This is a genomic window from Corynebacterium sp. 401_CJEI, from assembly GCF_001076435.1.
Taxonomy (GTDB): Bacteria; Actinomycetota; Actinomycetes; order Mycobacteriales; family Mycobacteriaceae; genus Corynebacterium; species Corynebacterium jeikeium_D.
On record NZ_JVIP01000018.1, the window covers coordinates 184,718 to 210,933 of the forward strand.

The window sequence follows — 26,216 nt, forward strand, 5'->3', positions numbered from 1 at the left end:
GCATAGGACATGGCTACGGAAAAAGTTGTAATCGACCCGATTACCCGAATCGAGGGACACCTTCGCATTGAGCTGGAACGCGAGGGAGACCAGATCAAAACCGCGTGGAGTGAGACTACTCAGTTCCGCGGTATCGAAACCATTGTGAAAAACCGCGATCCTCGCGATGTCTGGGCATTCGTTGGTCGTATCTGTGGTGTGTGCACGGGTACTCACTCGGTGGCGTCCATTGCCGCTGTCGAAGATGCCATTGGCTCGACACCGCCCCCGCAGGCACGTCGTATTCGCGACCTGGTGATTGGCTCGCAGGAGATTCACGACCACGTCGTGCACTTCTACCATCTTCACGGTCTGGACTGGATTGATGTCACGAAGGCTCTCGAGGCAGATCCGAAGAAGACCGTTGAGTTCGCGCAGTCGATCGGCTCGACGTGGAAGGGCAACAACGAAGAAACCTTCGCCCGGGTCAAGGAGACCGTGCAGGGCATTGTGGACTCCGGCCAGCTGTCCATCTTCACCGGCGGCTACTGGGGACATGAGGACTACCGCTTGCCGCCTGAGGCCAACCTGATGGCAGTGTCGCACTACCTCGACGCCTTGGCTTTCCAGCGCTCTATCATCCGCATTAACACCGTCTTCGGCGGTAAGAATCCACACCCGAACTTCCTGGTCGGAGGCATGGCGTGCTCCATCGACCCGGAACGCTCTGAGACGGTCAACCAAGTCGGCATTGATCAGATCAAGTCCTGGATCGACGAGATTGTGGAGTTCGTCAATGACTGCTTCTACCCAGATGCAGTCGCCATCATGAGCGTTTACAAGGACTACTTCGACATCGGTCGCTCCTCCGACAGCTTCCTGGCGGTAGGCATGGCCGGCGCCACTTACTCCGGCGACCCGGCTAAGTCCCGTGTCCAGACCGTGCATCCAGACATCAAGCCCGGTGTCATTCTCGACGGTGACTACACCAAGCTCCACCCATTCCAGCCGGAAAAGATCGAGGAATTCATCAACTCCGCCTGGTATACGCAGGAAGCCGGCGATGATGTCGGCCTCAAGCCGTATGACGGCGAAACAACTGTGAACTACACCGGCCCGAAGCCGCCGTACGAGTGGTTGTCGGACAATGAAAAGTACACCTGGTCGAAGGCGCCGCGTTACGACGGTCGCGCTGTTCAAGTTGGCCCGGTTGCTCGTGTGCTGTTGGCATACCTGCAGAAGGAGCCGGAGACAATGCGCCTGGTCGACGAGGTCATGGATAAGCTCGACCTGCGCATTGAGCAGATGAACTCCACTGCGGGACGCACCTACGCACGTGCTGTGGAGTCTGTGACCACCGCCAATTACTTGGCAGATCACATTTTCCCGGAGTTCGTTGAGGCCCTGAAGAACGGCGACATCGATGTCTTCGACAACAGCCGTTGGGAGCCGACCACGTGGCCGGAAAAGTGCCAGGGCGTGGGCTTCCTCGAGGTCGCTCGTGGCATGCTCAGCCACTGGGTCAAAATTGAAAATGGCAAGGTGACCAACTACCAAGCCGTGGTTCCCACCACGTGGCTGGCCGGTGGCCGTGACTCGAAGGGGCAGCTTGGCCCATACGAGCACGCGCTGGCTGGCGATGGCACACATCCGCTGGTTGATCCCGAGCAGCCGCTTGAACCACTTCGCACGATTCATTCCTTCGATCCATGTATGGCCTGCGCAGTCCACATTTTGGATCCGGCTGGTCAGGAAATGTTTAAGGTGACGACGGCATGACACCCCCAGTGAGTGAAAATCCGGAACTGCGACTAAAAGATTCCAAGGGCAACCCCCTGGTTATTGCGGTTATTGACGCACACACCAGCCACTGGTTGTCGCCATCCGAGGTCATTCAGGCCGCAGCAATTGTCCCGGACGACTCCCGCGATCCTGTCGACCTTGCGCTAAAGGTCAGCTTGCGTCGTCGTCGTGACGATCTTTTCCACCTCGACGGCACGCCACTGATGAAACTGACCCCGGATTCCTACGACCCGGCGACGCCTGACCGCCGTTACTCCATTGCCAAGGTGCACGGCCTCAACATTGCGGATCAAACGGTCGATGTCGCCATCATGCGCGGTGAATTGAATGCGGTCGTTGAGGCATCCACGATGTCCCGTGAGGAAGGCGTTCTACTTCGTCGTAACGCGAACATGCATCATGGTCGCGGGCACCGCAGCATGGGCGTCGCGCTTGCGCCCATTGACAAAGACGGAAATATCATCGGAGAGTTCATCTTCGAAGGATTCGTGGCAATGGGGCTGCGGAAACTCGACGAGGCCATTGCGGAGAACAAGAAGGGCTCCGGTTCGTGGGTCGAGGTTCACCTGTGGGGATGGGCGCTGCGCGTTCAACATTGGTTGAACCTGGCGCTGATGTTGGTGATGACCTTTACTGGCTGGTACATCATGCAGCCCTATTTGACTGAGCGCACCTATGACGGCTCGGCCGCGGGATTCGCGATGGGATATGTCCGTTTCGCGCACTTCTTAGCCGGATTCCTATGGATCGCGGTGGGGCTATGGCGTGTCATTCTGCTGTTTGTTACCCACGACCGACAAACACGATGGCGTGCGCTATGGCCGATTTATAACAAGCAGGATGTTAAAGACCTCTGGCACACGATGCAGTACTACCTCTTCCTGCGCAAGGAAGGGCCGTTCTACTTCGCACACAATCCGCTGCAGCAGCTGGCGTACACCGGCATTTACGCGATGTGTTTCATCCAGATGCTCACAGGTTTGTCGCTATACGCGATGATGGACCAGTCCAACTGGTTCTTCCAGCTGTTGGCTATGCCCACGCACTGGATTGGCATCGGCTACTTCCGCCTGATTCACACAATCATCATGTACCTGATTTGGCTCTTCGCCATCATTCACGTCTACCTGGTTATCCGCTCTGATGCGGTACACAACCACGGTGGTCTGTCCTCGATGATTGGTGGCTCTGTCTGGCTACCGCGCGGCACGCAACCGGTTGACTCTCCACGCATTGGATAGGAGATCATTGGGTAACGATAAGGTGTCCGACGCAGTCACCGGTGCTGATGCTGGCACTCCGTTGGTGACGGTTCTTGGCATCGGCAACCCCGTCATGGGCGACGACGGCATTGGTCTCGAACTGCTGAGGCGCCTCGCCCCGGAACTGGAATCTGCAGGCATGAGGCAGGCAACTCAGGCCGGAGATTCTGCGCATTTGGTCTGGTCGCCCTCTAATCTCGATGATCCTGCGAACATCGCCGGGCGAGGGGACGAATGGACGGGTGCGGTTGCCTACATCGATGGCGGCACCTGCGGTATGGAGTTGCTGCCCCTCGTGCAGGAGGCCAAGAACTTATTGCTGCTCGATGCTCTCGCTGGTCCGGGGGATCCCGGTACCGTCGTCAAGCTTGTCGGTGACCAGATTCCTCGACTATTGGCGGCAAAGCTGTCCGCGCACCAGGTCGGCTTGTTGGATTTGCTCACCGCGGCGCGCCTGTTGGGGCAGGAGCCTGCGCGCGTCGGTGTGGTGGGAGTGGTCTACGAGTCGGCTGACATGGTGGTGGGGCTCAGCGACACGGCACTTGTCGGCATTGAGGAAGCGACTGAGGTTGCGCGTGAGCTCATCGACAGCTGGCTTGCCGACGAGCACGACAGCGGCGTCTAACTCTCGCCCTCAGCGTTGACCTCAATACTGGAGATTTCAAACTCGCGGCCGTGCCGTAGATCCGCAGTTGGGGTGCCGCAGACGGGGCAGGTTAGAGCATAGAATTCATCGATCTCATGCTCGGCCTCGCAGGTGGGGCAGTAGACCGTCGACACAATGAGCTCGGCGTCTAACTCCGCGCCCTCACACTGTGTCGCGGCACTGGCCACGGGCCACGCGGCGATGAGGGAATCGTAGACGACTCCGGAGCGGTCGCCCACACGCATTGACACCTTTGTCACGGTGCGTCCCGGGCAGACCTCGGCAATCTTTTCCACCACGCTGGTCAACAATCCAAGCTCATGCACAGATACCATTATGGCGAAGCACTCAGCGCAAAGGAGGCGCAGGCGGACCATGTCATCCAAATCCGTTCCGGTTACCCAGCACATCCAGCTCGATGAGCTTGTTGACCCATTCGAGGCACGACTGGATGTCTATCGCGATGACAACGGCGCCATCACACAGGTGTCCTTCGACCTTTCAGGGCTACCGCGTATCGACGGGATGCTCGTGGGCAAGCAGGCGCTGGCTGTACCAGATATCACCAAGCGGCTGTGTGGCCTGTGCCCGGTTGTGCATCATCTTGCAGGCGTGCGGGCGGTAGAGGACCTTTACGGGGTCTTCGACATTCCTCGAACCGCACAGTTGATTCGAGAGCTGCTGGCGGCCGGGTCGACCTTGGATAATCTAGCGACCAAATTTGTGGCCGTCGACCGCGAGGGGGCGCGGGCAATGAAGCGTGCCGGAAAAGCTCTGATGCGTGCAGCGGGGGCACCGTCGCACTTCCCGGATGTCGCCGTCCCCGGCGGTGTGCGCGCGACAGTGGATAAGACGCTGGTTTCTGAGGCAGAAACTGCTCTGGAGGTACTGGCTGAGACGGCGGTAATCAAGGAAGTGGAGCTTCTTCCCACTCCCGATGCCCCTGATGCTTGGACGGATACTTTTGACGGCCTCGACGTGGCAGTTGTCGATGCCGACGGTGAGCTTGCGCCGCTGGGAAATTACCTCGCAGTCGCGCGGCATGACACCGATACCGCGGCGGAGATTTTCCCGGCTGCTGATTGGCCCACACGCGTTCGTGAATCCCGTCCGGGCGATGCCGCTCCCAGACCGGTGTTTGATGCCTCGAAGGAGTTGGGCAAGCATGGCTGTGAAGGTCAGCGGGCCGATTTCTACCGGGTGGGGCCGGTCTCCAGACAGGTTGTCGTCGATAAGCGTGGGGTGAGCCCACGCGACGCCCAACGCCAGCTTCTCGCTGACACCGTGGCTTGGGCGAGGCGGGTGCTTTCCGACGGGGAACTGCTCGGCGAGCATGTGTGCGATCCGAATGCTGCGACAGCGATTGAGAATGCTGACTTTGAAGGGCATCGCAGTGGTGTCGGGATGATTGACGGGCCGCGCGGGCTGTTAGTGCATCGCTATACGGCAGGGGCTGACGGCATCATCACGGATTGTCAGATCATGACACCAACTGCGCAGAACGAACCCTGGCTGACTCGTATGCTCACCGAGCAGCTGTGCGGCGGCGGAGAGGCTGCGGGGGTCGAGAAGTCCATCTGGGCCGCTGATCCGTGCTTACCGTGTAGTTCGGCACCTGCGGGAGTGATGACATTCACGATGCAGGAACATGCCGGTGCACCTGCGGACAATATGACAACGGATAGCCGTGGTTCGGCGGACGCCCCGACTGTAGCGGAGAGGACGAAGTAACACGATGTGTCTTGGAATTCCTGCCCGGGTTTTGGCAATAGCCGATGGTCCACTGCCGATGGCGACAGTGGATATGGCGGGGCAGAAGCGGCAATGCTCGGCAATGTACGTGCCTGAGCTGGTGGCAGGTGATTGGGTGTTCGTCCAGAACGGGTTCATCATGAACGTGCTGGACGAACAGGAGGCCAAGGAGTCCTTAGCCGCAATTGAGGAATATAACCTCATCGAACATGTCGCTGAGGTCTCCCCGAAGGGGCGGACCTAGTTCACGCAGGTCACGCCAGCGGCGTCAATAGCGGGGCGATCTTCCTGCGGAATTTCGCCGCCCTCTTGGCCGATGATGTCGCCATTGGAACCATCTTCAACTTCAGGCGCAGGTTCGGCACCGTCGCCCGAATCAGTGGCCATTCCCTCTGATGTCAATCCTGGGCCGTCGTAGTCACCGGCAATCGTCACTGAGATGTGGTGCGGATCGAGGTATGGATCGTGGACAATCGGTACGCCACCGAGTGCTTCAGAAATGGCCTGAGCTGCCGGATCCTCTGGGTCAGCCGCATTGATCTGGCTGGAGGCAACGCCGGCGAACTCAGCGTTGCCGACCTCTCCCTGGGTGTAGCCCTTTTCTGTTAAGAAACCTGAGACGCCGCTGGCCAAACCTTCAATGCCTGTGGCGTTGTAAACGCTGACTGTAGTTTCAGCCGCGTTGGGGTCAGCCTTCTTATCGTCTTCTTCCTTCGTCGGAGCTTCTTCTTCCTTGGTGCCCAGCAGGGTCTCGAAGTACTGGTGGACTTGGCCCTTATCGATTGTGACCACCGACTCGCCATAGTCACCAACACCGTCAATCGAGGTCACCGGGATAGTTTCAAACTTCACGTTGCCACCACTGAGGCCCTGCATCTGGGTAGCAAATCCGGTGACATCCCAGTTGTCGTCGAGCACCACTGAGCGCTGGACAGCGTTGCCCAGTTCAGACAGCTTCGCGGGATTGGACAGTGTGCCAGCGCCGAGCAGCTTATTGGTGAACGAGGCCATGAAGACCTGCTGGCGAGTAATTCGGTCGAGGTCACCGCGGGGCAGGCCGTGGCGCTGGCGGACGAATGAGAGCGCGTCGGCACCCTTCAACGTCTGTGAGCCCGCCGGGAAGTCCGCACCAGAGAACTCGTCGTAAACAGCCTCATTCAGACATACATCGACACCGCCGATGGCGTCGGTGAGCAGGACGAAGCCGAGCAGGCCAACTTCTGCGTAGTGGTCAACGGTGATACCGCTGAGGTCGCTAATGGTCTCAATCAGAGCTCTACGTCCGGCCTCGGTCGAGCGACGCTCAATGTCTTCCGGCGAGGCCCCGCTTCCTGCGAGTTCTTCTTCCACCATCTGCTTTGTATTGCCGTAGACACCATTGATCTTTGTGTTGCCTAGGCGATTGGTGTGGACATAGGTATCGCGCGGAATGGAAATTGCCGTCGCTGAAGAACCATCGGCAGGAACACGAATCACAATAATCGTGTCTGTATTCGTGGCTTCTTCGTCGCCGGCACGCAGAAGCTCAACTTCTTCCGGAGTCAGCGGGTTGCCCTGGGCATCGGTGCGGGAGTCGGAGCCGACGAGCAGAATATCGGTTGCACCGTCCTTCTCACTGCCCAGACCGAAGTCGCCACCCGAACCCAAGTTGTCGGTGGTCCTACCGAGTGTCCACCAGCCAACTGCGGAAATAACCAGGATAATGGCCGAGAGCAGCACAAGCGCATTGCGCAGCATCGGCGGCCAAGCTTGGGCGGTACTCTCTGCAGAGGACGGTGGCGCTTGAATATCGCGTGCGTGACGCGCGCGTGGCGTGTGGCTGCTCAAACCGGGGCTCCTCTTAAACCGTTTTCGAAAATATAATTTGTGCTGCATGTCTGCGTGGGCATTCCACACATCGTGGAGAGCAGTAAGCAGCTGCGGAAACTACATAAACCTTAACCGTCCAACCGTGTGCGGTGGCACCTCAACACAGTGTCAATCCGTATCCGGTTGCACCTCAACACAGTGTCAATCGTATCTACGATAGTGATAAAGAAGAATATGTCTGAAATATCAGTCTCGCATTTCGCCACTCATGGACCAACCCACAGCAATTCGCGGCGTCCCATTGTCGCCATAACTGGTGCTGCTGGACAGCTGGGTACTGCGCTTCAGCGTGATTCTTTCGCCGCCGATGTTGAGGTGCGCGCTCTCACTCGGGCACAGTTGGATATCACTGATTCGGATGCTGTGGAGGCAACGCCTCTGCTTGACGACGTCGACATCATCATTAACGCGGCAGCGGCGACCGATGTCGATGGTGCAGAATCCGATCCCGGTTCGGCACACCTAATCAATGCACTCGGACCGAAGTACTTGGCGGCTCGGGCGAAAAAGGAAGACGCGTATCTCATTCACATCTCCACCGACTATGTCTTCGGTGATGTAGCAATCGATGAGATGACGGGGCAGCGCCGAGCGCTGCGAGTTGATGATTTCACCGCACCTCAGACTATGTATGGACGTACCAAGTTAGTGGGGGAGAACAATGTGCGTGATTCGGGCGCGCGTTCCGCTATTTTGCGTACGGCGTGGGTCTGGTCGGGCCCCACACAGCCAGAGGCCAAGGACTTCGTCTCCACGATGATGCGTCTGGCGGAGACGGCGACTGATGACAAGGGCAATCCGGCAATTATTAAGGTCGTTGACGATCAGCACGGCAACCCCACCTTTGTTGGTGACCTCGCCGGAGCTATCTGGGAGTTGTGCGATCGCGTGTTGTCCGAACCGAGCAGCGCACCGACCGGCACCTTCCATGTCACGGGCAGCGGTGAGTCAACATGGTTCGAAGTGGCTCGCGAAGTGTTTCGGCTCATCGGTCACGATCCACAGCGTGTGGTGGCGTGTACCAGCAGTGAGTTCCCTCGTCCGGCCCCGCGTCCGGCCTGGTCCGTGTTGGATGGTTCCGCATGGAGTGAGGTAGGTCTACATTCACTTCCGGAGTGGCAGGACACTTTGCGGGCAGTCCTGACCTAGGGTCTAGGTTTGTGAATGCAACCTCGAATTCCCCGCAACCCTCGCAGCTTCCGCTCGGTGTGGTCACCGTGACCTTTTCGCCCGGTGAGCACCTGAGCAAGCTGGTGGATTCGCTGGGCTCCGCCGCCAGTGCCTCCACGCGTCTGATCATGGCCGACAACGGCTCGACGGATGGTTCCGTGGAGAAGGAAGAAGCTCGGGCTAAGGAGACCGGAGCGGATGTTCAGCTTCTGCGCACCGGCGGCAACATTGGCTATGGCGCGGCCGCCAACCGTGGCATTGCGGAGCTGGGACGGGCTCGCCGTGCCGGTGAGATTAATCCTGACTACGTCATGCTGGTCAACCCTGACGTGGTGTTTGCCCCTGGCGCAATCGATGTTCTGTTGGAATGCGCGCAGCGCAATCCCAAAGCCGGAGCGATTGGTCCGCTGATTCGCGAGGCGGATGGCAGCGTGTACCCGTCGGCACGCGCGGTTCCTGAGCTTGTCAGCGGTATCGGACACGCGCTGCTCGCCGACATCTGGCCTACTAACCCTTTCTCACGGCGCTATCGGGATGACGCGGATATGGATCGCCAGCGACCGGCCGGCTGGTTGTCGGGCGCATGCCTGCTGCTGCGATGGGATGCGTTCGACCAGATTGATGGCTTTGATACCCGCTACTTCATGTACATGGAGGACGTGGATTTGGGCGACCGACTGGGCAAGGCTGGTTGGAGGAATATTTTCTGTCCTCGTGCAGAGATTCGTCACGCGCAGGGGCATTCTGCCAGTAAGCACCCAGAAATTACTGTAAAGGCCCATCACGAGTCGGCATACCGTTTTATGTCAGATCGCCTGCCGGGGCCGGCGCTGGCACCTGTGCGACTGGCATTGCGTTTGGGGCTGTTCCTGCGTGGCAAAGTCATAATCGCGGTCAAAAAGCGTAGGAATTAATTAACTGTTGGAATAATCCATCGAAGAAAGTTACCGATTTCATGACTACCGAAGTTCGTCCGAGTGCTGGGAATGGCTCCGCCTTCCAGCCGGGAGCGGATGCTGCACAGCAGGCGGGAGCCACGTTGGCTGAACAGACTGACGCTGTCATTCTGGTCGGCGGGCAAGGTACGCGTTTGCGCCCCCTTACTGTGAATACGCCGAAGCCGATGCTGCCCACGGCAGGGCATCCATTCCTGGAGCACCTGCTTGGCCGCATTCGTGCAGCAGGTATGAAGCACGTGGTATTGGGTACCTCCTACCGAGCTGAAGTATTTGAAGAACACTTCGGCGATGGTTCGGATTTGGGTCTCGAAATTGAATATGTCTTTGAAGCTGAGCCGCTGGGTACCGGTGGCGGTATCCGAAACGTCCTAGACAAGCTGCGCTATGACACCGCGATGATTTTCAACGGCGATGTCCTCGGCGGTACCGACTTGCGTGCGGTGTTGGGTACTCACGCGGAGAAGGATGCGGACGTCACGATGCACCTCGTACGTGTGCCGGATCCACGCGCGTTCGGCTGTGTCCCGACCGATGAGGATGGGCGCGTCCTGGAGTTCCTGGAGAAGACCCAGGATCCGCCAACCGATCAGATTAATGCCGGTATCTACGTGTTCCGCCGCGAGATTATCGAATCGATTCCGGCTGGTCGTCCTATTAGCGTTGAGCGTGAAATCTTCCCAGCGCTGCTTGACCGCGGTATGAACGTCTACGGTCACGTTGATTACGCCTACTGGCGTGACATGGGGACTCCGGGTGACTTCGTCCGCGGCTCCTCCGATTTGGTCCGCGGTATCGCGCCGTCACCGCTACTAGAGGGTAAGCACGGCGAAGCGCTTGTCGACGAATCAGCGTCGGTCGGTGGCGGCGCTCTTCTCTACGGTGGCTCTGTCGTCGGACGTGGGGCGGAGATTGGTGCGGGAGCTCGGATTGATCAATCGGTGATCTTCGACGGCGCACGCATCGGTGCCGGTGCTGTGATTGAGCGCTCTGTGATTGCCGATGGCGCCGATATTGGCCCGCGGACGGTCATCAGTGATGCCATTATCGGCGAGGGTGCCGTCGTTGGTGCGCGCTGTGAATTGATCAACGGTATCCGTGTGTGGCCGGGTGTCCAGATCCCCGATCACGGAGTACGTTTTTCGACGGATGTCTAGTCTGCAGCCTTCGGCGTGTCAGACTTTTGTCGGCAATATCTGATTAGAATTGCCGAAGTGTCGCCAAAGGTGCTGGTGAGAGGCATGTGGCGAATGTGATTGAGTTCAGGTGGCAGGTTTAGAGTCCGGGGGCCATCCTTCAACCTGAACTTAATCCCCAACGCGGGGGGAGGGGCTTCAGGGGCAATGAAAAGTATTGGGGCAAATTCTCTATTCGGCTTGACCGATGGTGGGTTACACGTGTGTAATCACAAATGTGTGTTTCGCACACTAAGCCCAATTTAAAGACCCGCAGCAACAACCATCAGGAGGCCCTCGGCATGGAAAAGTCCAGCATGTTTGATGGCGGCTCTGCTGTGGATAGTGAGACGAATGCGGGTGACATCGCTGTGAATGATAGCTCCTCTGAAAACCAGCCTCGGCCGTTGACAGAGTGGGCAGATGACCTTTCGGGGTTGTTTGAAGCCGTCGATCAGGACTGGCAGGAGCAAGCTCTGTGTGCCCAGACCGATCCAGAAGCTTTCTTCCCTGAGAAGGGTGGGTCCACTCGCGAAGCAAAGCGTATTTGTCGTGCTTGTGGTGTGCGAGATGAATGCCTGGAGTTTGCTCTCGAGCATGATGAGCGCTTCGGCATTTGGGGTGGCCTCTCTGAGCGTGAGCGCCGCCGTTTGAAGCGGCAGATTGGCTAGGGCAGCCGGGTCTGCATTTTATCCCTCGCTCGACCTCGCAGTTTCCCCTTGGGTAATACCCTGGGGGATTTTTCGGTGAAGGAGTTTTTCCTGCTCTCTAGGGTTAATAGACGAAAATATGTCCGCTCAGCATGTCGCTGGGTGGGCCCTTTTGTCGCTTAGTTCTTAATGCGAGTTACTGACTGCGTTTATGACAAAAATCGCCCGAAAAATGGCCTGAAAGTGTCATAAACTTGCACAGTTTCACATTTGCAGCCCGTATTCACGCGTGCAGCCGGTAATTTATGGGGCCTGACCAGTTACTATCTTGAGAATCACACACTGTTTGTCTATTAACCCGGTCTCTAGGGAGCTCCTTAGAAGAAAGCTTTCTACAGGAAGTTCTCGTTGAAACTAGGGTCCACCTCAACCGGATCAATGCCCAGATATACCGCCACCAGGCGGATCAGTACATATTGCAGCATCTGGTCCAGTTCCACTCGACCCGAGACACGGCGCTCAATGGGGCGGCGGAACACTACTACGCAGGGGCGGGTGGGGTTGCCTACGCGGTCAATGCCAGCGGGGATAAGCCGTCCCAGCGGTACAGGTCCGTCAGCGACAATCTCTTCCGGGAAATACATGTCCGGGCGCAACTGCATGCGAGGAATCGTGTCGATGGCGATGTCCAGGTGTGACAGTTGCCGGGACCAGTGCTGATCCAATGGGGCGTAGGCGTCAATAACCGCCTGGTCAAAAGCTTCTGAACGGCTCTTCCAGCGGGGTACCTCCGGCGGCAACAGAGGACCCCGAGGTCCGCGACCGCGTCGCAGTGAGCGTCGCAAAGAGCGCGGAGTATAAGCCGATGAATTCATATTTGTTGAGCTTAATCGGTCGGATCGTCAACGTGGGTGAGGCCAGCTTCCGGCCATGTCGCAGGTTTACTGGGTAAGGCTGGGGTGCCCCGGGGGAGCGTCGGAAAGCGAAAAACGCCCGAGTGGGAGAAAAACTATCGAAACTTAAAGTTAGGGTCTAGACTTTGATGCCGTGAGTGTTTTTAGACGTTGTTGCCGGCCCGGCTGTGGCAAACCTGCCGTAGCTACGTTGACGTATGCCTACGCGGAGTCGACGGCTGTGGTGGGTCCGCTCGCCGCCGCGTCCGAACCGCATAGCTGGGATCTCTGTGAGAAGCACGCGCGTTCTATCACCGCACCGCTGGGGTGGGAGCTCGTGCGTTACGACGTGCCGACGCCCGCCCAGGACGATGATGATTTGACCGCACTGGCGGAAGCCGTCCGTGAAGCTGGCCGCAACGCGACTGGCCTGGTGCTGCGGGATGAGGTCGACAACCGTCCGCAGACCTACAAGATTGATTCCAGCCGCCACCCGTCGACGCGGAAATCCGCGCGCGGTCACCTGCATGTAGTTCGCGATCCGGAGGATTCGGACGACTAACGGGTCGGGCGCCGTGCCCCAGCTCATGCCATCTTGCCGCGGCATTTCTTTGTGAGAGCCTCTCTGTGGCTAGTATCATTTTTCACAAAACTGATACTTACCCAGAGAGGTTTTTCGTGGGCACTTACAATCGTTCCGATTTGGATGCCGTCATCAAGGCCTATGACGTGCGCGGTGTTGTCGGTGAGGGCATCGACGCGGATCTTGTCGGAGCCATCGGCGCCGCCTTCGGACACATCATGCGTTCAGAGGGCGCAACACGTGCCGTAGTTGGCCACGATATGCGTGAGTCCTCACCGGAGTTGGCGGCTAGTTTCGCCGACGGCGCGGCTGCACAGGGGCTCAACGTCACCCTGCTCGGCCTGACCTCTACGGACGAGCTGTATTTCGCCTCCGGAGTAAAGGAATGCCCGGGCGCGATGTTCACTGCCAGCCACAACCCAGCTGAATACAACGGCATCAAGATGTGCCGTTCGCTCGCCCGCCCGATCGGGCAGGAGACAGGGCTTGCTCAGATTAAGGATCTGCTTGTCGACGGAATCCCGGAGTACACCGGCACTCCGGGCGAAATTGATCACGAGGATGTTCTGCAGGATTACGCGGCGTTCCTCCATGGGCTGGTCGACATCCGCTCTGGCCGTCGCCTGAAGATCGCAGTCGATGCCGGTAACGGTATGGGAGGACTGACAGTCCCGGCAGTGCTCGGAGAAGACATGGATGTTGCTGACCTCTACTTTGAGCTCGACGGCAACTTCCCGAATCACGAGGCCAACCCATTGGAGCCCGCCAACCTCGTTGACCTGCAGAAGTTCACGGTGGAGCAGGGCGCAGACATCGGTATTGCCTTCGATGGCGACGCTGACCGCTGCTTCGTCGTCGACGAGAAGGGCAACCCGGTCAGCCCATCGGCCATCTGTGCGTTGGTGGCCACCCGCTACCTGGAGCAGAACCCGGGCGCGGCTATCATCCATAACCTGATTACCTCACACGTCGTGCCGGAGATGATTGTGGAAAACGGCGGAACCCCGGTTCGTACCCGTGTTGGGCACTCCTTTATTAAGGCGCAAATGGCCGAGCACAGTGCTGTTTTTGGTGGCGAGCATTCGGCGCACTACTACTTCAAGGAATTCTTCAACGCTGACTCCGGCATGCTCGCCGCCATGCATGTCCTGGCCGCACTGGCAGAGCAGGATAAGCCACTGAGCGAATTCATGGCCGAGTACAACCGCTACGAGGCCTCCGGCGAGATTAATTCCCGCCTGGGCAGCGCAGAGGAGCAGCAGGCAAAGCAGAAGGAAATCGAGACTGCCTTTGCCGATCGCACCGAGTCCTCGGACTGGATGGATGGCCTGACCATTGAGCTGGCGGACTCCAAGGCGTGGTTCAACGTCCGGGCCTCCAATACGGAGCCGCTGCTGCGTCTGAACGTCGAGGCGCCGACGCGTGCTGAGGTCGATGCGCTTGTCGACGAAGTTCTCGGCATCATCCGCGGTTAATCAACCCCACACGCCCGTTTTCAGGCATGCTTGGGAGTATGACCTCGTCATTCGACTCCTCCCATAACCCGCGCCAAGAGGCCCTGTTCTACCGTATGGCCACTGCCGGCGCAGGTCTCAGAGCTGCTGCCTCCGCGACTCGCGGGGGAGCGTTTGCTCAACTTCCACTGCCGCGCAGCGCGGTCATCCTCGTGGGAAATCGTCGGGCGCAGCTCGCCGCCGAATCCGTGCGCGCGCTTGCCGACGACATCCGCTGCCCGGTCGTAATTGCGCGTCAGTTGCCCAGTTATGTCGGCGCCCTCGATTTGGTCATCGTCTGTGACGACAACCCCGGCAGCCCACTCGGTGCAGCTCTGGCTGAAGCTCATAGGCGAGGAGCAGCCACGGTCGTGGTGGATCCCGGTGAAGGGCCATTGCGTGCCGCAGGTAGCCCCGATACGGTTGTGGTTCCGCGCCCGGCGATGGCGGAGTCGGCGTCCTTTACCGCCTATGTCGGTGCCATCGCCAGCGCGCTCACCGAATGTGGCGCCACCGCTCTGGCTCCGGCTGGGATAGTCGAGGAAGTCGCCGATGCGGTGGACGCCGATATTGCCGCTTGTGCTCCGCAGCGAGATGAAACAGTTAACCCCGCGCGGCAGGTAGCGCAGTGGGTGGCAGGCCGCAGAATGCTTGCAGTGTCGACGACCTCGGCGCTGGCGCCGGTAGCGGAGCTGGCATCGTTACAGATGCTCGAGGCAGGCGTGGTCTCGGCAGCGTCGTCGATAAGCGAATTGTCTCTTAGCGTGGGCGCATTGCTCGCTGCAGAACCCCAGGCAAGCCGGGATATTTTCTATGACCCGTTCATTGATGGTGGGGATGAAGGGGCGACAGTGCTACCGTTGGGGGCGATTGTTTTAGCTGCGCCGAACAATGTGAGCCACTACCGGGACCACTACGGCGAAGCTGGATGGGCTCGTGTGGAGTGCCCTGCGCTCGATGCGGAGACTCATCATCCACTGGTTGAAGTATGTGTTACTGCAGCCAGAGTTGGTGCGATTGCGGCGTTTTCTGCGTAATCGCCGGGTGTCACCGAAGGCTTTTGGGGCTTCGGTGAGATTGGCGTGCTTGCGCCAGTAGTGACTATTAGAGGAGTGATACGGGCATGGAGCTGTTGGACCCCGTGCTGCAGTCGTACCCCTGGGGGTCTCGTACACATTTGGCGAGAATCACCGGTGCGGACGCTCCCACATCGAAGCCCTGGGCGGAACTGTGGTTTGGTGCGCATGCACTGGCATCGGCCACCGTAGCCGGCACGCCGCTGGATGAGCTCATTGCGCAGGATCCGGCGGCTGCGCTCGGATGCGCAATTGACACCGACAACGGCAGGCTGCCGTTCCTGTTGAAACTGCTCGCAGCCGATGAGCCGCTGTCGCTGCAGGCACACCCCACCTTGGCAGAAGCTCAGGAGGGATTTGCACGCGAAAATGCGGAGGGCATTCCGGCCACTGCACATTTCCGCAATTACCGGGACAATAACCACAAGCCAGAACTCATTGTCGCCCTGACTACCTTCGACGCGTTGGCCGGATTCCGCCCGGTGGAGCGCACGAAGGAGTTGCTCGCGGCGCTGGCGGTACCGGAGTTCGACCACTACATGGGACTGCTCGATGCCGCCGATGACGAGAGCGCTCTGCGGGCATTGTTTACAACGTGGTTGACGTTGCCCCAGGATGTCCTCGATGAGCTGGTCGAAGCCGTGGCTGCCAAGTGCGCGGATTACAGTGGCGAGGACGAGGAGTTCTCGCGAGTAGCCGAGACCACCTGCGAACTGGCTCGAAAGTATCCGGGGGACCCGGGAGTCCTGGGCTCGATGCTGCTTAATCGCCTTCGCTTACAGCCGGGCGAAGCCATCTACCTTGGTGCGGGACAGCTGCATGCTTACCTCAATGGCATGGGCGTGGAAATCATGGCCAACTCCGACAACGTGCTGCGCGGAGGCCTGACCTCTAAGCATGTCGATGTCGTAGAGCTACTGCGCGTGCTCTCTTTCCGCCCGCTGCCAGATCCGGTGCTGCAGTCGCGGCTGACCGATGATGGCTGGAATGACTATGACGCGCCGGTGCGCGAGTTCCGCCTTCGTTCGCGGGACCTGGAGCCGGGCGAACATGTTCTGCTCGACGAAGATTCCGCCACGGTTGTGCTGTCTACAGCGGGCACGGTTACGTTGCGTCACGACGACTCCGTGGTTGAGGTTCCCAGCGGCCATGCGGCCTGGGTTCCGGCTGTCGACGCAGCCGATATTGAGCTGACTGCGCGCCAAGACGGGGCAACCGTCTTTGTCGCGACCGTCCCGCGGGTGGGTTAGTCCTCGTCGTTATCGAAGAGATTTCCCAGGAATCCGGAGTCCTTTGGCTTTTCCGGGATTGGGGAAATCTTGCTATTGCTAGCCCCATTGCCGCCAGCGGTGTCCTTCTCCTTCGAAGGGGCCTGGTTGTTCGGAGGTGTCGGCCCCTTCGGGGACGTCGGCTCGTTCGAAGGAGTTTTCTGAGGAGTCTCGGACGGAGTTGTGGTTTGCGTACCCGACTGAGACTGCGCCTGCGATGAAGGCGGCTTCGGCTCAGCTGCTGCGTCACCGTCGCCTTCCGGAAGACTGTCGTTCGGCTTTTCCGAGTTATCTTCCGGTAGCAGTGGCACCGGCTTGCTGGGCGTCGGCGAAGAAACGTCGTCAGACGTGGGCTCTGTGGTCTCCGTGGTCGTCGGAGGTGTTGATGTGGTCGACGTCGGAGTTGTCGTACTTGAGTTTGTGGAAGTCGGCGGGATGTACGCCTGCGGTGGCAGGTACGGATCCTCTACAATCTCGGTGCTCGATGGCGTGGTCGGACGAGGTACCAGACTGCCAGTCGTCTCAGTCAGCGAGGAATCTGAATTCGATTCAGTGCTCTGCTGCAGCTCGGCATCACTAGGAACTGGAGGTAGTGGAGCAGAGGTCTCCATTTTCGACTGAGAGCCGGCGTTTTCCGGATTCGCCCCCTCGGCAGCACTGCTATCGGAGCAGCCAACGAGCGAAACGCTCAGGGGAAGGGCTGCGAGCAGAAGAGCTCCAAAGGCCTTCTTCACCATGGTAGGTACTCCTTTCGTGTCATGCGTGAAATCGCCCTGTAACGAAAAAGATAACAGTTACATTACGAGGTCTGGGAACTAACTTAACATGCCCGTTATCTTCTCTCTAGGGTGAAAATTGTGTTGAGGGGATTAAATAAGTCTCTCGCACTGTAAAAGTGGCGAAAAGTCGGGTAGAACTTCGGTAAGGCCACATGCGGTTTTCCGGCTAGCGGTACGTGCAGGCGACAGCTATTTGGTCGGCGGCCAGATTACCGTGGGCTCGTCGAAAAGCGCTCTTTGGAAAGCGCTCGTCGAAGACGAAAACTGGCAATTGGTTCGAAGCGCGAAAGGAGCGTGGCCACCTATCATGTCCATCTGGGAGACTGAGGTTTTTGGTAGCGATTCGGTCATTGAACTGTTCGATGAGGTTCAGGATCTCGACTCGCAGGATCGCGTTGGTGCATTGATTGATGCTGGCCGCATTGGGGTGGATTCCGAAAGTAGCGATGAGAAAGCATGCGCACTCGCGGCGGCTGTGATTATTGCAATTTGGAATGGTGCGCCATTTAGCGGCGGTGACATTGTGGAGGACTACAGCTTCATTCGGGAGGGAATCTCGGAGGCACACGGCAGCGAGGAGGATGCGTTGGCTATCGCCTCCGAGGTGTTCGATAGTCTTCTGGGGGAACTCAGTGAGTCTGACCAGGCGGCGCTGGAAAACTGCGTCGAAGCGGTAGAGTAATTCTCGCGTCCCCAGTAGTGATTCTTTAAGAAGAATCTCACGTCAAAGAATCTAGAGAAAGCGTTACATGTCCTCGAAGAACATTGATTTCAAGGTTGCAGACCTCTCCCTGGCTGAGGCCGGTCGTCACCAGATTCGTCTGGCTGAGCACGAGATGCCAGGCCTAATGGCGCTGCGCGAAGAGTACGCAGAGCAGCAGCCACTGGCCGGTGCCCGTATTTCCGGCTCCATTCACATGACGGTTCAAACCGCAGTGCTCATCGAGACCTTGACGGCGCTGGGCGCAGAGGTCCGCTGGGCCTCGTGCAACATCTTCTCCACTCAGGATGAGGCCGCTGCGGCTGTCGTCGTTGGGCGAAACGGCACTCCGGAGGATCCGCAGGGTGTTCCGGTTTTCGCTTGGAAGGGCGAGACGCTGGAGGAGTACTGGTGGTGCCTCGACCGCATCTTTGACTGGGGCGATGAAGATGCCAACATGATTCTGGACGACGGCGGCGACGCCACCATGGCTGTCATTAAGGGTATGGAATTCGAGGATGCTGGCCTGGTGCCGCCTGCAGAAGAGTCGGATTCGGACGAGTTTATTGCCTTCAAGGACATGCTTCGCGCCAGCTTGGAGAAGGATGCCGGCCGTTGGCACCGAATTGCAAAGTCGGTCAAGGGTGTCACAGAGGAGACCACCACTGGTGTCCACCGCCTCTACCACTTCGCAGAGCAGGGCGTGCTGCCATTCCCGGCCATGAACGTCAACGATGCCGTCACCAAGTCCAAGTTCGATAACAAGTACGGCACCCGCCACAGCCTTCTGGACGGCATTAACCGCGGTACCGACATGCTGGTTGGCGGCAAGAATGTGCTGGTTTGCGGTTACGGCGATGTGGGTAAGGGCTGCGCGGAGGCGCTGGCGGGGCAGGGCGCTCGCGTTCAGGTCACCGAGGCCGACCCGATTAACGCATTGCAGGCATTGATGGACGGTTTCGACGTCGTCGCTACTGAGAGCGTCATCGCAGATGTCGACATTGTCATCACCGCCACAGGCAACAAGGACGTCATTACTTTCGAGCACATGCAGCAGATGAAGAACCACGCGCTGCTGGGCAACATCGGCCACTTTGACAACGAGATTGACATGCACAGCCTGCACCACCGCGATGATGTCCGTCGTGTGGAGATCAAGCCGCAGGTCACCGAGTACATCTTCCCGCATGCAGACGGCGAGGAGCGCTCTCTGATTGTGCTTTCCGAGGGGCGTCTGCTCAACCTGGGCAATGCCACCGGACACCCGTCCTTCGTAATGTCGACCTCCTTCGCCGACCAGACAATCGCGCAGATTGAGCTCTACTGCAACGGTGATAAGTACGACAACACTGTCCACCGTCTGCCGAAGATTCTGGATGAGAAGGTCGCTCGCATTCACGTCGAGGCACTCGGCGGTGAGCTCACCCGACTGTCCAAGGAACAGGCCGAATACATCGGCGTTGACGTCGAGGGCCCGTATAAGCCAGAGCACTACCGCTACTAGTTCTAGCCAAGGCTAGGCCGTAGCCATGTGTGCGAGGAGAAGAATTTGATTATCGCAGTCGAAGGAATCGACGGTGCTGGCAAGAACACGCTTGTCACAGCTGTTACCAATCAACTCCGAAGTCAAGGACACTCCGTTTCTTCGATGACCTTTCCGGCGTACCGGCAGACAATCTTCGCTGATTTCGCCGATCAAGCCTTGCACGGTCAGCTCGGCGACACCGCGGACTCCGCTTGGGCAATGGCACTCCTGTTCGCTCTGGACCGCAAAGAACGTCGTGAAGCGATTGTTGATGCAGTGCGCGAGAACGATGTTCTGATTATCGATCGCTACGTCGCATCCAACGCGGCATACTCCCTGGCGCGCACACAGGATCCGGCGATCGTCGGGTGGATTGAGAAGACCGAATTCGGAGATTTCCAACTTCCGCTTCCCGACGTTCAGGTCTGTCTGGCCACGTCGGTGGGAGTGGCAGCCGACCGCGCACGCAAGCGGGAAGCCTCTGATGTGCAGCGAACGAGGGATGCCTACGAAAAGGACTCGAGTTTGCAGGAGCGCACACTAGCGGCGTACCAGAAGTTCGCGGAAGGCTCGTGGCAGTCACCATGGCTGATGCTTACGGGGGACGATGGGGCGGACCGCCTTGTGGAATGGATCAGTGCACGCCTGCGCTAGCCACCTCAACGGGAAACTACAGAACTAGATAGCTTTACGTTTAGAATATGATGCATGAGCTCAAAAATCCTGGTTGTTGATGATGATCCGGCCATCGCCGAAATGCTCACGATGGTGATGGAGCGCGAGGGCTTCGACACAGTAGTAGTCGACGATGGCCTCGAAGCTGTCAAGGCAGCAGAGCGGGAGAACCCAGATTTGATTCTGCTGGATCTCATGTTGCCGGGCATGAGTGGTGTCGATGTCTGTCGCACTGTGCGAGAGACATCGGCGGTGCCGATCATCATGTTGACTGCGAAGACCGACACGGTCGATGTGGTCCTCGGCCTGGAATCCGGTGCGGATGACTATGTCACAAAGCCCTTTAAGCCGAAGGAACTCGTGGCGCGCGTGCGCGCTCGGCTGCGTCGTCAAGACGACAGCCCGAGTGAGACTCTCGAGGTCGGCGACTTGACCATCGACGTGCCCGGTCACGCCGTGTTCCGTGATGGCAAGGAGATTTCTCTGACCCCGTTGGAGTTTGACCTATTGCACACTCTTGCATCCCGTCCGAAGCAGGTCTTTTCCCGTGATGAGTTGTTGGAAAAGGTCTGGGGATATCAGCACACCTCGGATACTCGTCTGGTCAACGTTCACGTTCAGCGTCTGCGCTCGAAGATTGAACTGGATCCGGAAAACCCCCAGATTGTGCTGACCGTCCGCGGTGTCGGGTACAAGACGGGTGACTAAACAAGGCCAGTCAGCTTTAGTGGGAGCCGATTCTTGCGTCGATTAATAACGAAGCTTCGAGACTTCACCAATAGGGGAGTGACCTGGGCGGTTACGCTCTGGCGCACGTCTATCCAAGCGCGCATTCTGACCTCTGTGGTGGTACTGAGCGCGATGGTGATTGCGGTACTCGGTTTCGCGCTGGCGACTATTGTTACCCAGCGGCTTATCGACGCAAAGGTTACCGCTGCCGACGAGGAAATTGACCGTGCTCGCGCAGTGGTGGAGCGGGCGATTGAGAACTCTTCGTCCAACGAGCTGCAAGCTCTGCTCAACGTGGGGCGCGATGCCCTTGTGAACCGTGCAGCCGGTTCCGGTGCTGCACCATTGACAAGTTATGAACCACTGCTCGTGGCGCCGGTGCCGCGAGGCACGGTGTTGGCTTCATCGCCGATTAAGGCTGATGTCCCAGAACGATTGCATGAAGTAGTCCGACAAGGGCAAATTGCGTATCAGGTACGCCAAGTCACTGATAACCGCGGCGATACGTACTCGGCGTTAATTATCGGTAGCCCCACTTCTACTTCGGTTGATGGGCTCGAGCTCTATCTGGTCACCTCTATGGCCGCAGAGGAATCGACTATTAAGTTGGTTCGTGGTCTGCTCGCCGGTGCGACAGTAATCATCATGGCGCTTCTCGGCGGTATTACTTGGTTCTTCTCCAATCAGGTGACGACACCAGTGCGTTCCGCCGCCCAGATTGCCCAGCGCTTTGCCGACGGCCACTTGCGCGAACGCATGGTCGTGCAGGGTGAAGATGACATGGCGCGACTGGCCATGAGCTTTAACAAGATGGCCGAATCGCTGTCGACGCAGATTAGACAGCTGGAGGAATACGGCAGTCTGCAGCGACAGTTCACCTCCGATGTCTCGCATGAGTTGAGGACGCCTCTGACCACGGTGCGTATGGCCGCCGACCTTATTGCTGACGGCGCTGAGGACCTCGATCCGGCGACTCGCCGCGCAGCTGAGCTGATGAATGAGGAGCTTGAGCGTTTTGAGATGCTTCTCAATGACCTGCTTGAGATCTCACGCCACGATGCCGGCGTTGCTGACCTGTCTGCAGAAAAGGTCGATGTCCGTCGCTGTGTGGATGCTGCCTATCAGCAGGTAACAGTCGTGGCTAAGGAGACCGGTACGCCCATCCGCTTCCACCTGCCCGATGAACCGGTAATGGCAACAGTCGACTCGCGTCGTATCGAGCGCGTGCTACGCAATCTTATGGCCAATGCTGTTGACCACAGTGAGGGCAATCCGGTGGATGTCACAGTGCGGGCGAGCGATTCCGCGGTTTCGTTTACGGTCGTTGACCACGGTGTGGGGCTAAAGCCGGAGCAGCAGGAACTGGTGTTTAACCGTTTCTGGCGTGCTGACCCCTCGCGCGTCCGACGCACCGGCGGTACCGGACTTGGCCTGGCAATCGCGCGCGAGGACGCACAATTGCACGGTGGGGAACTGGAGGCATTTGGCGTGCCGACGGTCGGTAGCTGTTTCCGCCTGACTGTGCCACTGGAGCCTGATGCGAGCTTCGGTGAGCATCCGCTCGGCCTGGAAGTTCCGCCGCTGCCCGATCAGATTCCGCATCAGCAGGAAATTGGTGCACGGGAGTTGGAATCGGATTCGATTGCACCGCAAGTCAAGAGCCAGGATCAGGGTAAGGGGCAGCCGACTAGCGATAGCGAATCCCGACAGGCACGAGAGGAGGATATTTAAATGACGGCGCAGCAACAGTCAAAGGCTCGTCGCGTCCTGCGTAAGACAGTGGCGCTTAGCTCAGTGATCATTTTGGGCACGGCCGCAGGATGTACCACCATTCCGAGAAACACCAGCCCCCAGGTGCTGCGTCCGTTTGAGCCGCCCCAAGTTCGTATTGAAGTTCCTCAGCCACGACCGAATGTCAATGCAGACATTGTCCTGCGCGACTTTTTCGCCGCGGCCGCGCATCCGGTTGATGATTTTCAAGCTATGCGTGCCTTCATGACCCCGGAACTTGCGGCCAGTTGGAAACCGCAGGATAGTGCCCGCATTCTCGACGGTGTCAACCTCATCGCCCAGAGGGATGAAGGAGGATCGCGACAGTCCTTCGTTGCCCGAGGTCGCAGCGTTGGTCAATTCGGTACTGATGGTGCGTATGAGCCCCAGTCCGGTGACTATGAGGAAACCGTGGAGATGAAGCTTGGTTCGGATGGGCAGTGGCGCATTTCCTCGCTGCCCGACGGTGTTGTCATGGAGCGTCAGGCATTCCTGGAAAACAATGTGCCTCGCAATATCTATTTCCTCGATCCGGCGGGTAATCATTTGGTCACAGATCGTCGTTGGCTCTATCGTGGCGTCACCGATGGCGCGACCAATCTGTTGACGAAGCTGAAGAACGGCCCATCAGCACCACTGCGGCCGGGCGTCACCACCGTGCTCAAGCCCAATGCCTCAATTGCGGTGGAAGCAGGACCTGTGTCCAACGCGGACGGTCGCAGGGTCGAAATCACCGGATTGGGTGATGTTTCCGAGGAACTGCGTGTCATGCTCGCGGCGCAGATTATCTGGACTCTCGACTCGGCAGATTTCCGTGGTCCGTGGATCCTCATGGCCGACGGCGAACCACTAGTTGCCAGCCACGACGAGCCGTGGACGAAGGACACCGACACAATCCAGCTCTACGACCCGAATCATCTACCGGCTGATAACGCACCGTTACGGACGGTCGACCGCAGCGGTATCTACGAGATCGCTGACGGCCACGCCACACCTGTGGGACGCGGCTGGACCGCCAGCGGCAGCACCGCGGTGTTCTCCGCGGCAGTGGGCACCAACCCCAATGGCAGCGAGCTCATTGCCGCCGTGTTCCGCTCGGCCGTGGATGGTCGTGCTGGGTCGTATGACCTCGGGGAGTCCACATTGATGCTCGGCGGAATACAAGATCAGCCGGTTCCTGTGCTGACTGGCGAGAGTCTCACCCGTCCGACATGGTCTCCAGACGCCGAGGCGGTCTGGACAGTGAAGGACGGTACAACCGTCGTACGCCTGGTTCGGCAGTCGACGTCATCTCGGATTCAGCAGGAGGAGGTTGATACCTCTGAGCTCAATCACCTTCTTGACGGCGGCGCAGGCACGGGGCGCCCGAGCGCCGGCATTTCTGAATTCCGCGTCGATTCTTCAGGCACGCAGGTAGCGATGATTATCGCTGGTGAAGTCTATATCGCCACCATCGAAAGGCATGACGATAAACCGTGGAAGTTGACGCACCCGCGTGCTCTGCCGCTCCCTGAAAACGTTTCCCCGGTGTCGCTGACGTGGTCGCCGAATCAAACGGTCACGGTGGGTGGTTACAGCGGAGACACCCCGATGTGGAGTGCCTTCCCGGACGGTGCGACTAGCTCCGTTCTGCCGAAGCTCAACCTGACACCGCCAATTCCTGTAGTTACCGCGACCTCGTCGAAGCGTTACGCATTGGATGCCACCGGTGTCATGGAGCTGATCTCCAGCGAGGGGCAGCAGCAGTTCTGGCGCCAGGTTCCGGGTGCGCGCGGTCGAATGGCCCCGGTGTCTGTGGAATAAGCGCAAATCGGGGAGGGGATTAATGGCGCAGGGGAGGTCATCGCAGGAATTTCTGCGCGCGCTTTACGACGTCACTCGCGACGCGATCGGCCTCGTGATACCGGAAACCTGTCCGGTGTGCGGCTGCTCCGGGGCGCTGTGTCGCGGTTGCAAGGACGATCTTCAGCAACCTCCAGTGCGGTTTTCACCGCGGGCTGCGTTACGCGCAGCAGCGTGGACCTGCGGTCCGTACTCGGGTGCGAGGAGACATCTCATTTTGTCGGCCAAAGAACGGGGCAGTGGTGAAGCCAGACGAATCATGGGGGCCGTGTTCGCCGCTGCGGTACGAAGGCTGGCCTCTGATGGCCATATAATGCCCCCGGAAATTACCCCCGTCATTTTGATTCCCGCGCCGACAAGATCGTCATCCCGTCGACAACGGGGTGGGGACCCGGTAACAATTGCCTGCGACTTTGCTTGCAGTCAGCTCCCCTCCAGTTCGGTATTGCCCCTGGTGCGCATTGGCGGGCGCACGCGGGATTCCGCGGAGCTGGGGGCTTCTCAACGCAGACGAAATCTTTCTGGCCACATTGTGCCGCTGACGCAATTCAAGCGCGGAATTAGCGACAAGCTGCGACAACGCTGTGCGCAGGCGACAGTAATTCTGGTTGATGATGTGGCCACCACTGGTGCCACTGCAGCGGAAACCGAGTTGGTGGCAGCGTCATTGGGGATTCGCATCGACATGGTGTTGGTGCTCGCCCGGGCGTAGACGCAGGGGGTGTCGTCGGCAAGCGAAAAATAAACGAGGGGAACGTGGCATTGGTTACCCCCGGAACTGTATCCTGGGGGTGCAGAAAGACTCGTCACCGTAGACGCCGTGAGTAATCCCGCTCACGGAAGGGCGGTGGCCATACCGGGAGGTAGGTAGCAAGTGTCCACACCTGCTGACAACAACGAGGTACTCAGCCCGAACGCTCAGGTGACCATCACCGGGCGCAATGTTGAGGTTCCAGAGCACTTCGCAGATCGTGTTAAGGCGAAGCTGGCGAAGATTGAGCGCCTCGACCCGACTTTGACCTTCTTCCACGTGGAGCTCCAGCACGAGCCGAATCCGCGCCGTGCAGACCGCTCTGACCGTATTCAGATCACCGCTACTGGCAAGGGTCACCTGGCTCGTGCGGAAGCCAAGGAAGATAGCTTCTACGCTGCACTGGAGTCTGCTCTGGGCAAGATGGAGCGCTCCCTGCGTAAGGTGAAGGCTCGCCGCAAGATTAGCCGTTCTGGCCACCGTGCACCGATGTCCGTCGGCGAGGCAACTGCTTCGCTGGTTGCAGAGGCTGAGGCAGCGGCTCCGGAAAAGGCTGATCCGTACGAGGATCTGGTTGAGGACGTGACCCCGGGCCAGGTTGTGCGTACCAAGCAGCACTCCGCAACTCCGATGACGGTGGAAGATGCTCTGTCTGAGATGGAGCTCGTCGGTCACGACTTCTACCTCTTCGTTAACGAGGCAACCTCTCGTCCGTCCGTGGTCTACCGTCGTCACGCGTACGACTACGGTCTGATTGAGCTGGCAGACGAAGACGAGAAGTAAGTCTTCACCAAAAAGAGCACGCAATACCGCGCAGAGCTGTGTATTGGTAAGTAATTGCTCACATGAGCCCGTCTTCTCTTAGAAGGG

Annotated in this window: 25 protein-coding genes; 21 read left to right on the forward strand and 4 right to left on the reverse strand. The window is 58.7% G+C overall.

Going from position 1 to position 26,216, the window contains the following annotated elements:
• Positions 1-9: 9 nt before the first annotated feature.
• The 3 genes from ADM64_RS04730 to ADM64_RS04740 all read left to right on the forward strand — a co-directional run bounded on the left by ADM64_RS04730 (position 10) and on the right by ADM64_RS04740 (position 3,669).
• Entirely contained in the window at positions 10-1,758 is a 1,749-nt protein-coding gene (locus ADM64_RS04730; protein WP_049193295.1) for a nickel-dependent hydrogenase large subunit, read from the forward strand.
• Positions 1,755-3,023, forward strand: coding sequence for a Ni/Fe-hydrogenase, b-type cytochrome subunit (cybH, locus tag ADM64_RS04735; RefSeq protein ID WP_016422187.1), 1,269 nt, complete (start codon positions 1,755-1,757; stop codon positions 3,021-3,023). Before ADM64_RS04730 ends, cybH begins: the two co-directional genes overlap by 4 nt.
• A gap of 61 nt (positions 3,024-3,084) precedes the next feature.
• Complete coding sequence (locus ADM64_RS04740; RefSeq protein WP_049193329.1) at positions 3,085-3,669, forward strand: hydrogenase maturation protease; 585 nt, start codon at positions 3,085-3,087, stop codon at positions 3,667-3,669.
• Here ADM64_RS04740 and ADM64_RS04745 read toward each other — a convergent pair.
• Positions 3,666-4,025: a hydrogenase maturation nickel metallochaperone HypA gene (locus ADM64_RS04745; protein WP_187271236.1), complete on the reverse strand. Its 360-nt coding sequence runs from the start codon at positions 4,023-4,025 to the stop codon at positions 3,666-3,668. The two genes, ADM64_RS04740 and ADM64_RS04745, sit on opposite strands and share 4 nt — an antisense overlap.
• Before the next feature lie 40 nt (positions 4,026-4,065).
• Here ADM64_RS04745 and ADM64_RS04750 point away from each other — a divergent pair, with 40 nt between their 5' ends.
• On the forward strand, positions 4,066-5,421 hold the full coding sequence (locus ADM64_RS04750) for a nickel-dependent hydrogenase large subunit (RefSeq protein ID WP_049172780.1): 1,356 nt from the start codon (positions 4,066-4,068) through the stop codon (positions 5,419-5,421).
• Between the two features lie 4 nt (positions 5,422-5,425).
• A complete protein-coding gene (locus ADM64_RS04755) occupies positions 5,426-5,686 on the forward strand; it encodes a HypC/HybG/HupF family hydrogenase formation chaperone (RefSeq protein WP_049172782.1) in 261 nt (86 codons plus the stop codon).
• Here ADM64_RS04755 and ADM64_RS04760 read toward each other — a convergent pair.
• On the reverse strand, positions 5,683-7,317 hold the full coding sequence (locus ADM64_RS04760) for an LCP family protein (RefSeq protein WP_370449382.1): 1,635 nt from the start codon (positions 7,315-7,317) through the stop codon (positions 5,683-5,685). The two genes, ADM64_RS04755 and ADM64_RS04760, sit on opposite strands and share 4 nt — an antisense overlap.
• A gap of 168 nt (positions 7,318-7,485) precedes the next feature.
• On the opposite strand from ADM64_RS04760, the gene rfbD reads away from it, so the two are divergent.
• From rfbD to ADM64_RS04780, 4 genes are all read left to right on the forward strand, one after another.
• Positions 7,486-8,460, forward strand: a complete 975-nt coding sequence (rfbD, locus tag ADM64_RS04765) for a dTDP-4-dehydrorhamnose reductase (protein WP_049172786.1) — start codon at positions 7,486-7,488, stop codon at positions 8,458-8,460.
• Between the two features lie 11 nt (positions 8,461-8,471).
• Positions 8,472-9,395: a glycosyltransferase family 2 protein gene (locus ADM64_RS04770; protein WP_049193297.1), complete on the forward strand. Its 924-nt coding sequence runs from the start codon at positions 8,472-8,474 to the stop codon at positions 9,393-9,395.
• A 41-nt stretch (positions 9,396-9,436) separates the two neighbouring features.
• A complete protein-coding gene (locus ADM64_RS04775) occupies positions 9,437-10,594 on the forward strand; it encodes a sugar phosphate nucleotidyltransferase (RefSeq protein WP_049191147.1) in 1,158 nt (385 codons plus the stop codon).
• Between the two features lie 320 nt (positions 10,595-10,914).
• Positions 10,915-11,283: a WhiB family transcriptional regulator gene (locus ADM64_RS04780; RefSeq protein ID WP_005510060.1), complete on the forward strand. Its 369-nt coding sequence runs from the start codon at positions 10,915-10,917 to the stop codon at positions 11,281-11,283.
• Positions 11,284-11,654: 371 nt separating this feature from the next.
• Here ADM64_RS04780 and ADM64_RS04785 read toward each other — a convergent pair whose 3' ends face one another.
• Positions 11,655-12,137, reverse strand: a complete 483-nt coding sequence (locus ADM64_RS04785; RefSeq protein ID WP_049172790.1) for a metallopeptidase family protein — start codon at positions 12,135-12,137, stop codon at positions 11,655-11,657.
• A 172-nt stretch (positions 12,138-12,309) separates the two neighbouring features.
• Between ADM64_RS04785 and ADM64_RS04790 the strand changes: the two genes are divergently transcribed.
• From ADM64_RS04790 to manA, 4 genes are all read left to right on the forward strand, one after another.
• Entirely contained in the window at positions 12,310-12,717 is a 408-nt protein-coding gene (locus tag ADM64_RS04790; protein WP_005509890.1) for a DUF3499 domain-containing protein, read from the forward strand.
• A gap of 116 nt (positions 12,718-12,833) precedes the next feature.
• Complete coding sequence (locus ADM64_RS04795; protein ID WP_080985611.1) at positions 12,834-14,213, forward strand: phosphomannomutase/phosphoglucomutase; 1,380 nt, start codon at positions 12,834-12,836, stop codon at positions 14,211-14,213.
• A 38-nt stretch (positions 14,214-14,251) separates the two neighbouring features.
• Positions 14,252-15,268, forward strand: coding sequence for a hypothetical protein (locus tag ADM64_RS04800; protein ID WP_049193299.1), 1,017 nt, complete (start codon positions 14,252-14,254; stop codon positions 15,266-15,268).
• An 86-nt stretch (positions 15,269-15,354) separates the two neighbouring features.
• Complete coding sequence (gene manA, locus ADM64_RS04805; protein WP_048731660.1) at positions 15,355-16,557, forward strand: mannose-6-phosphate isomerase, class I; 1,203 nt, start codon at positions 15,355-15,357, stop codon at positions 16,555-16,557.
• Here manA and ADM64_RS04810 read toward each other — a convergent pair.
• The gene (locus tag ADM64_RS04810) at positions 16,554-17,312 is read right to left on the reverse strand and encodes a hypothetical protein (RefSeq protein ID WP_048731662.1); all 759 of its coding nucleotides are present in this window, start codon (positions 17,310-17,312) and stop codon (positions 16,554-16,556) included. The genes manA and ADM64_RS04810 overlap by 4 nt on opposite strands.
• Positions 17,313-17,661: 349 nt before the next feature.
• Between ADM64_RS04810 and ADM64_RS04815 the strand changes: the two genes are divergently transcribed.
• The 8 genes from ADM64_RS04815 to hpf all read left to right on the forward strand — a co-directional run bounded on the left by ADM64_RS04815 (position 17,662) and on the right by hpf (position 26,129).
• Entirely contained in the window at positions 17,662-18,036 is a 375-nt protein-coding gene (locus ADM64_RS04815) for a DUF4259 domain-containing protein (RefSeq protein ID WP_049191146.1), read from the forward strand.
• Between the two features lie 67 nt (positions 18,037-18,103).
• Complete coding sequence (gene ahcY / locus ADM64_RS04820; protein WP_049172800.1) at positions 18,104-19,558, forward strand: adenosylhomocysteinase; 1,455 nt, start codon at positions 18,104-18,106, stop codon at positions 19,556-19,558.
• A gap of 45 nt (positions 19,559-19,603) precedes the next feature.
• Positions 19,604-20,233 carry a dTMP kinase gene (locus ADM64_RS04825; RefSeq protein WP_049193300.1) on the forward strand — a complete coding sequence of 210 codons (630 nt, stop codon included), beginning with the start codon at positions 19,604-19,606 and terminating at the stop codon, positions 20,231-20,233.
• Between the two features lie 54 nt (positions 20,234-20,287).
• A complete protein-coding gene (mtrA, locus tag ADM64_RS04830) occupies positions 20,288-20,962 on the forward strand; it encodes an MtrAB system response regulator MtrA (RefSeq protein ID WP_049172802.1) in 675 nt (224 codons plus the stop codon).
• A gap of 78 nt (positions 20,963-21,040) precedes the next feature.
• Positions 21,041-22,714, forward strand: a complete 1,674-nt coding sequence (gene mtrB / locus ADM64_RS04835; RefSeq protein ID WP_049193301.1) for an MtrAB system histidine kinase MtrB — start codon at positions 21,041-21,043, stop codon at positions 22,712-22,714.
• Positions 22,715-24,556, forward strand: coding sequence for an LpqB family beta-propeller domain-containing protein (locus ADM64_RS04840; protein ID WP_049193303.1), 1,842 nt, complete (start codon positions 22,715-22,717; stop codon positions 24,554-24,556). It abuts the gene before it with no gap.
• A 493-nt stretch (positions 24,557-25,049) separates the two neighbouring features.
• On the forward strand, positions 25,050-25,307 hold the full coding sequence (locus ADM64_RS10775) for a hypothetical protein (RefSeq protein WP_141737802.1): 258 nt from the start codon (positions 25,050-25,052) through the stop codon (positions 25,305-25,307).
• A 162-nt stretch (positions 25,308-25,469) separates the two neighbouring features.
• Positions 25,470-26,129 (forward strand): ribosome hibernation-promoting factor, HPF/YfiA family, encoded by a 660-nt coding sequence (hpf, locus tag ADM64_RS04850; RefSeq protein WP_016422210.1) that lies wholly within the window; start codon positions 25,470-25,472, stop codon positions 26,127-26,129.
• The last annotated feature ends 87 nt before the right edge of the window (positions 26,130-26,216 follow it).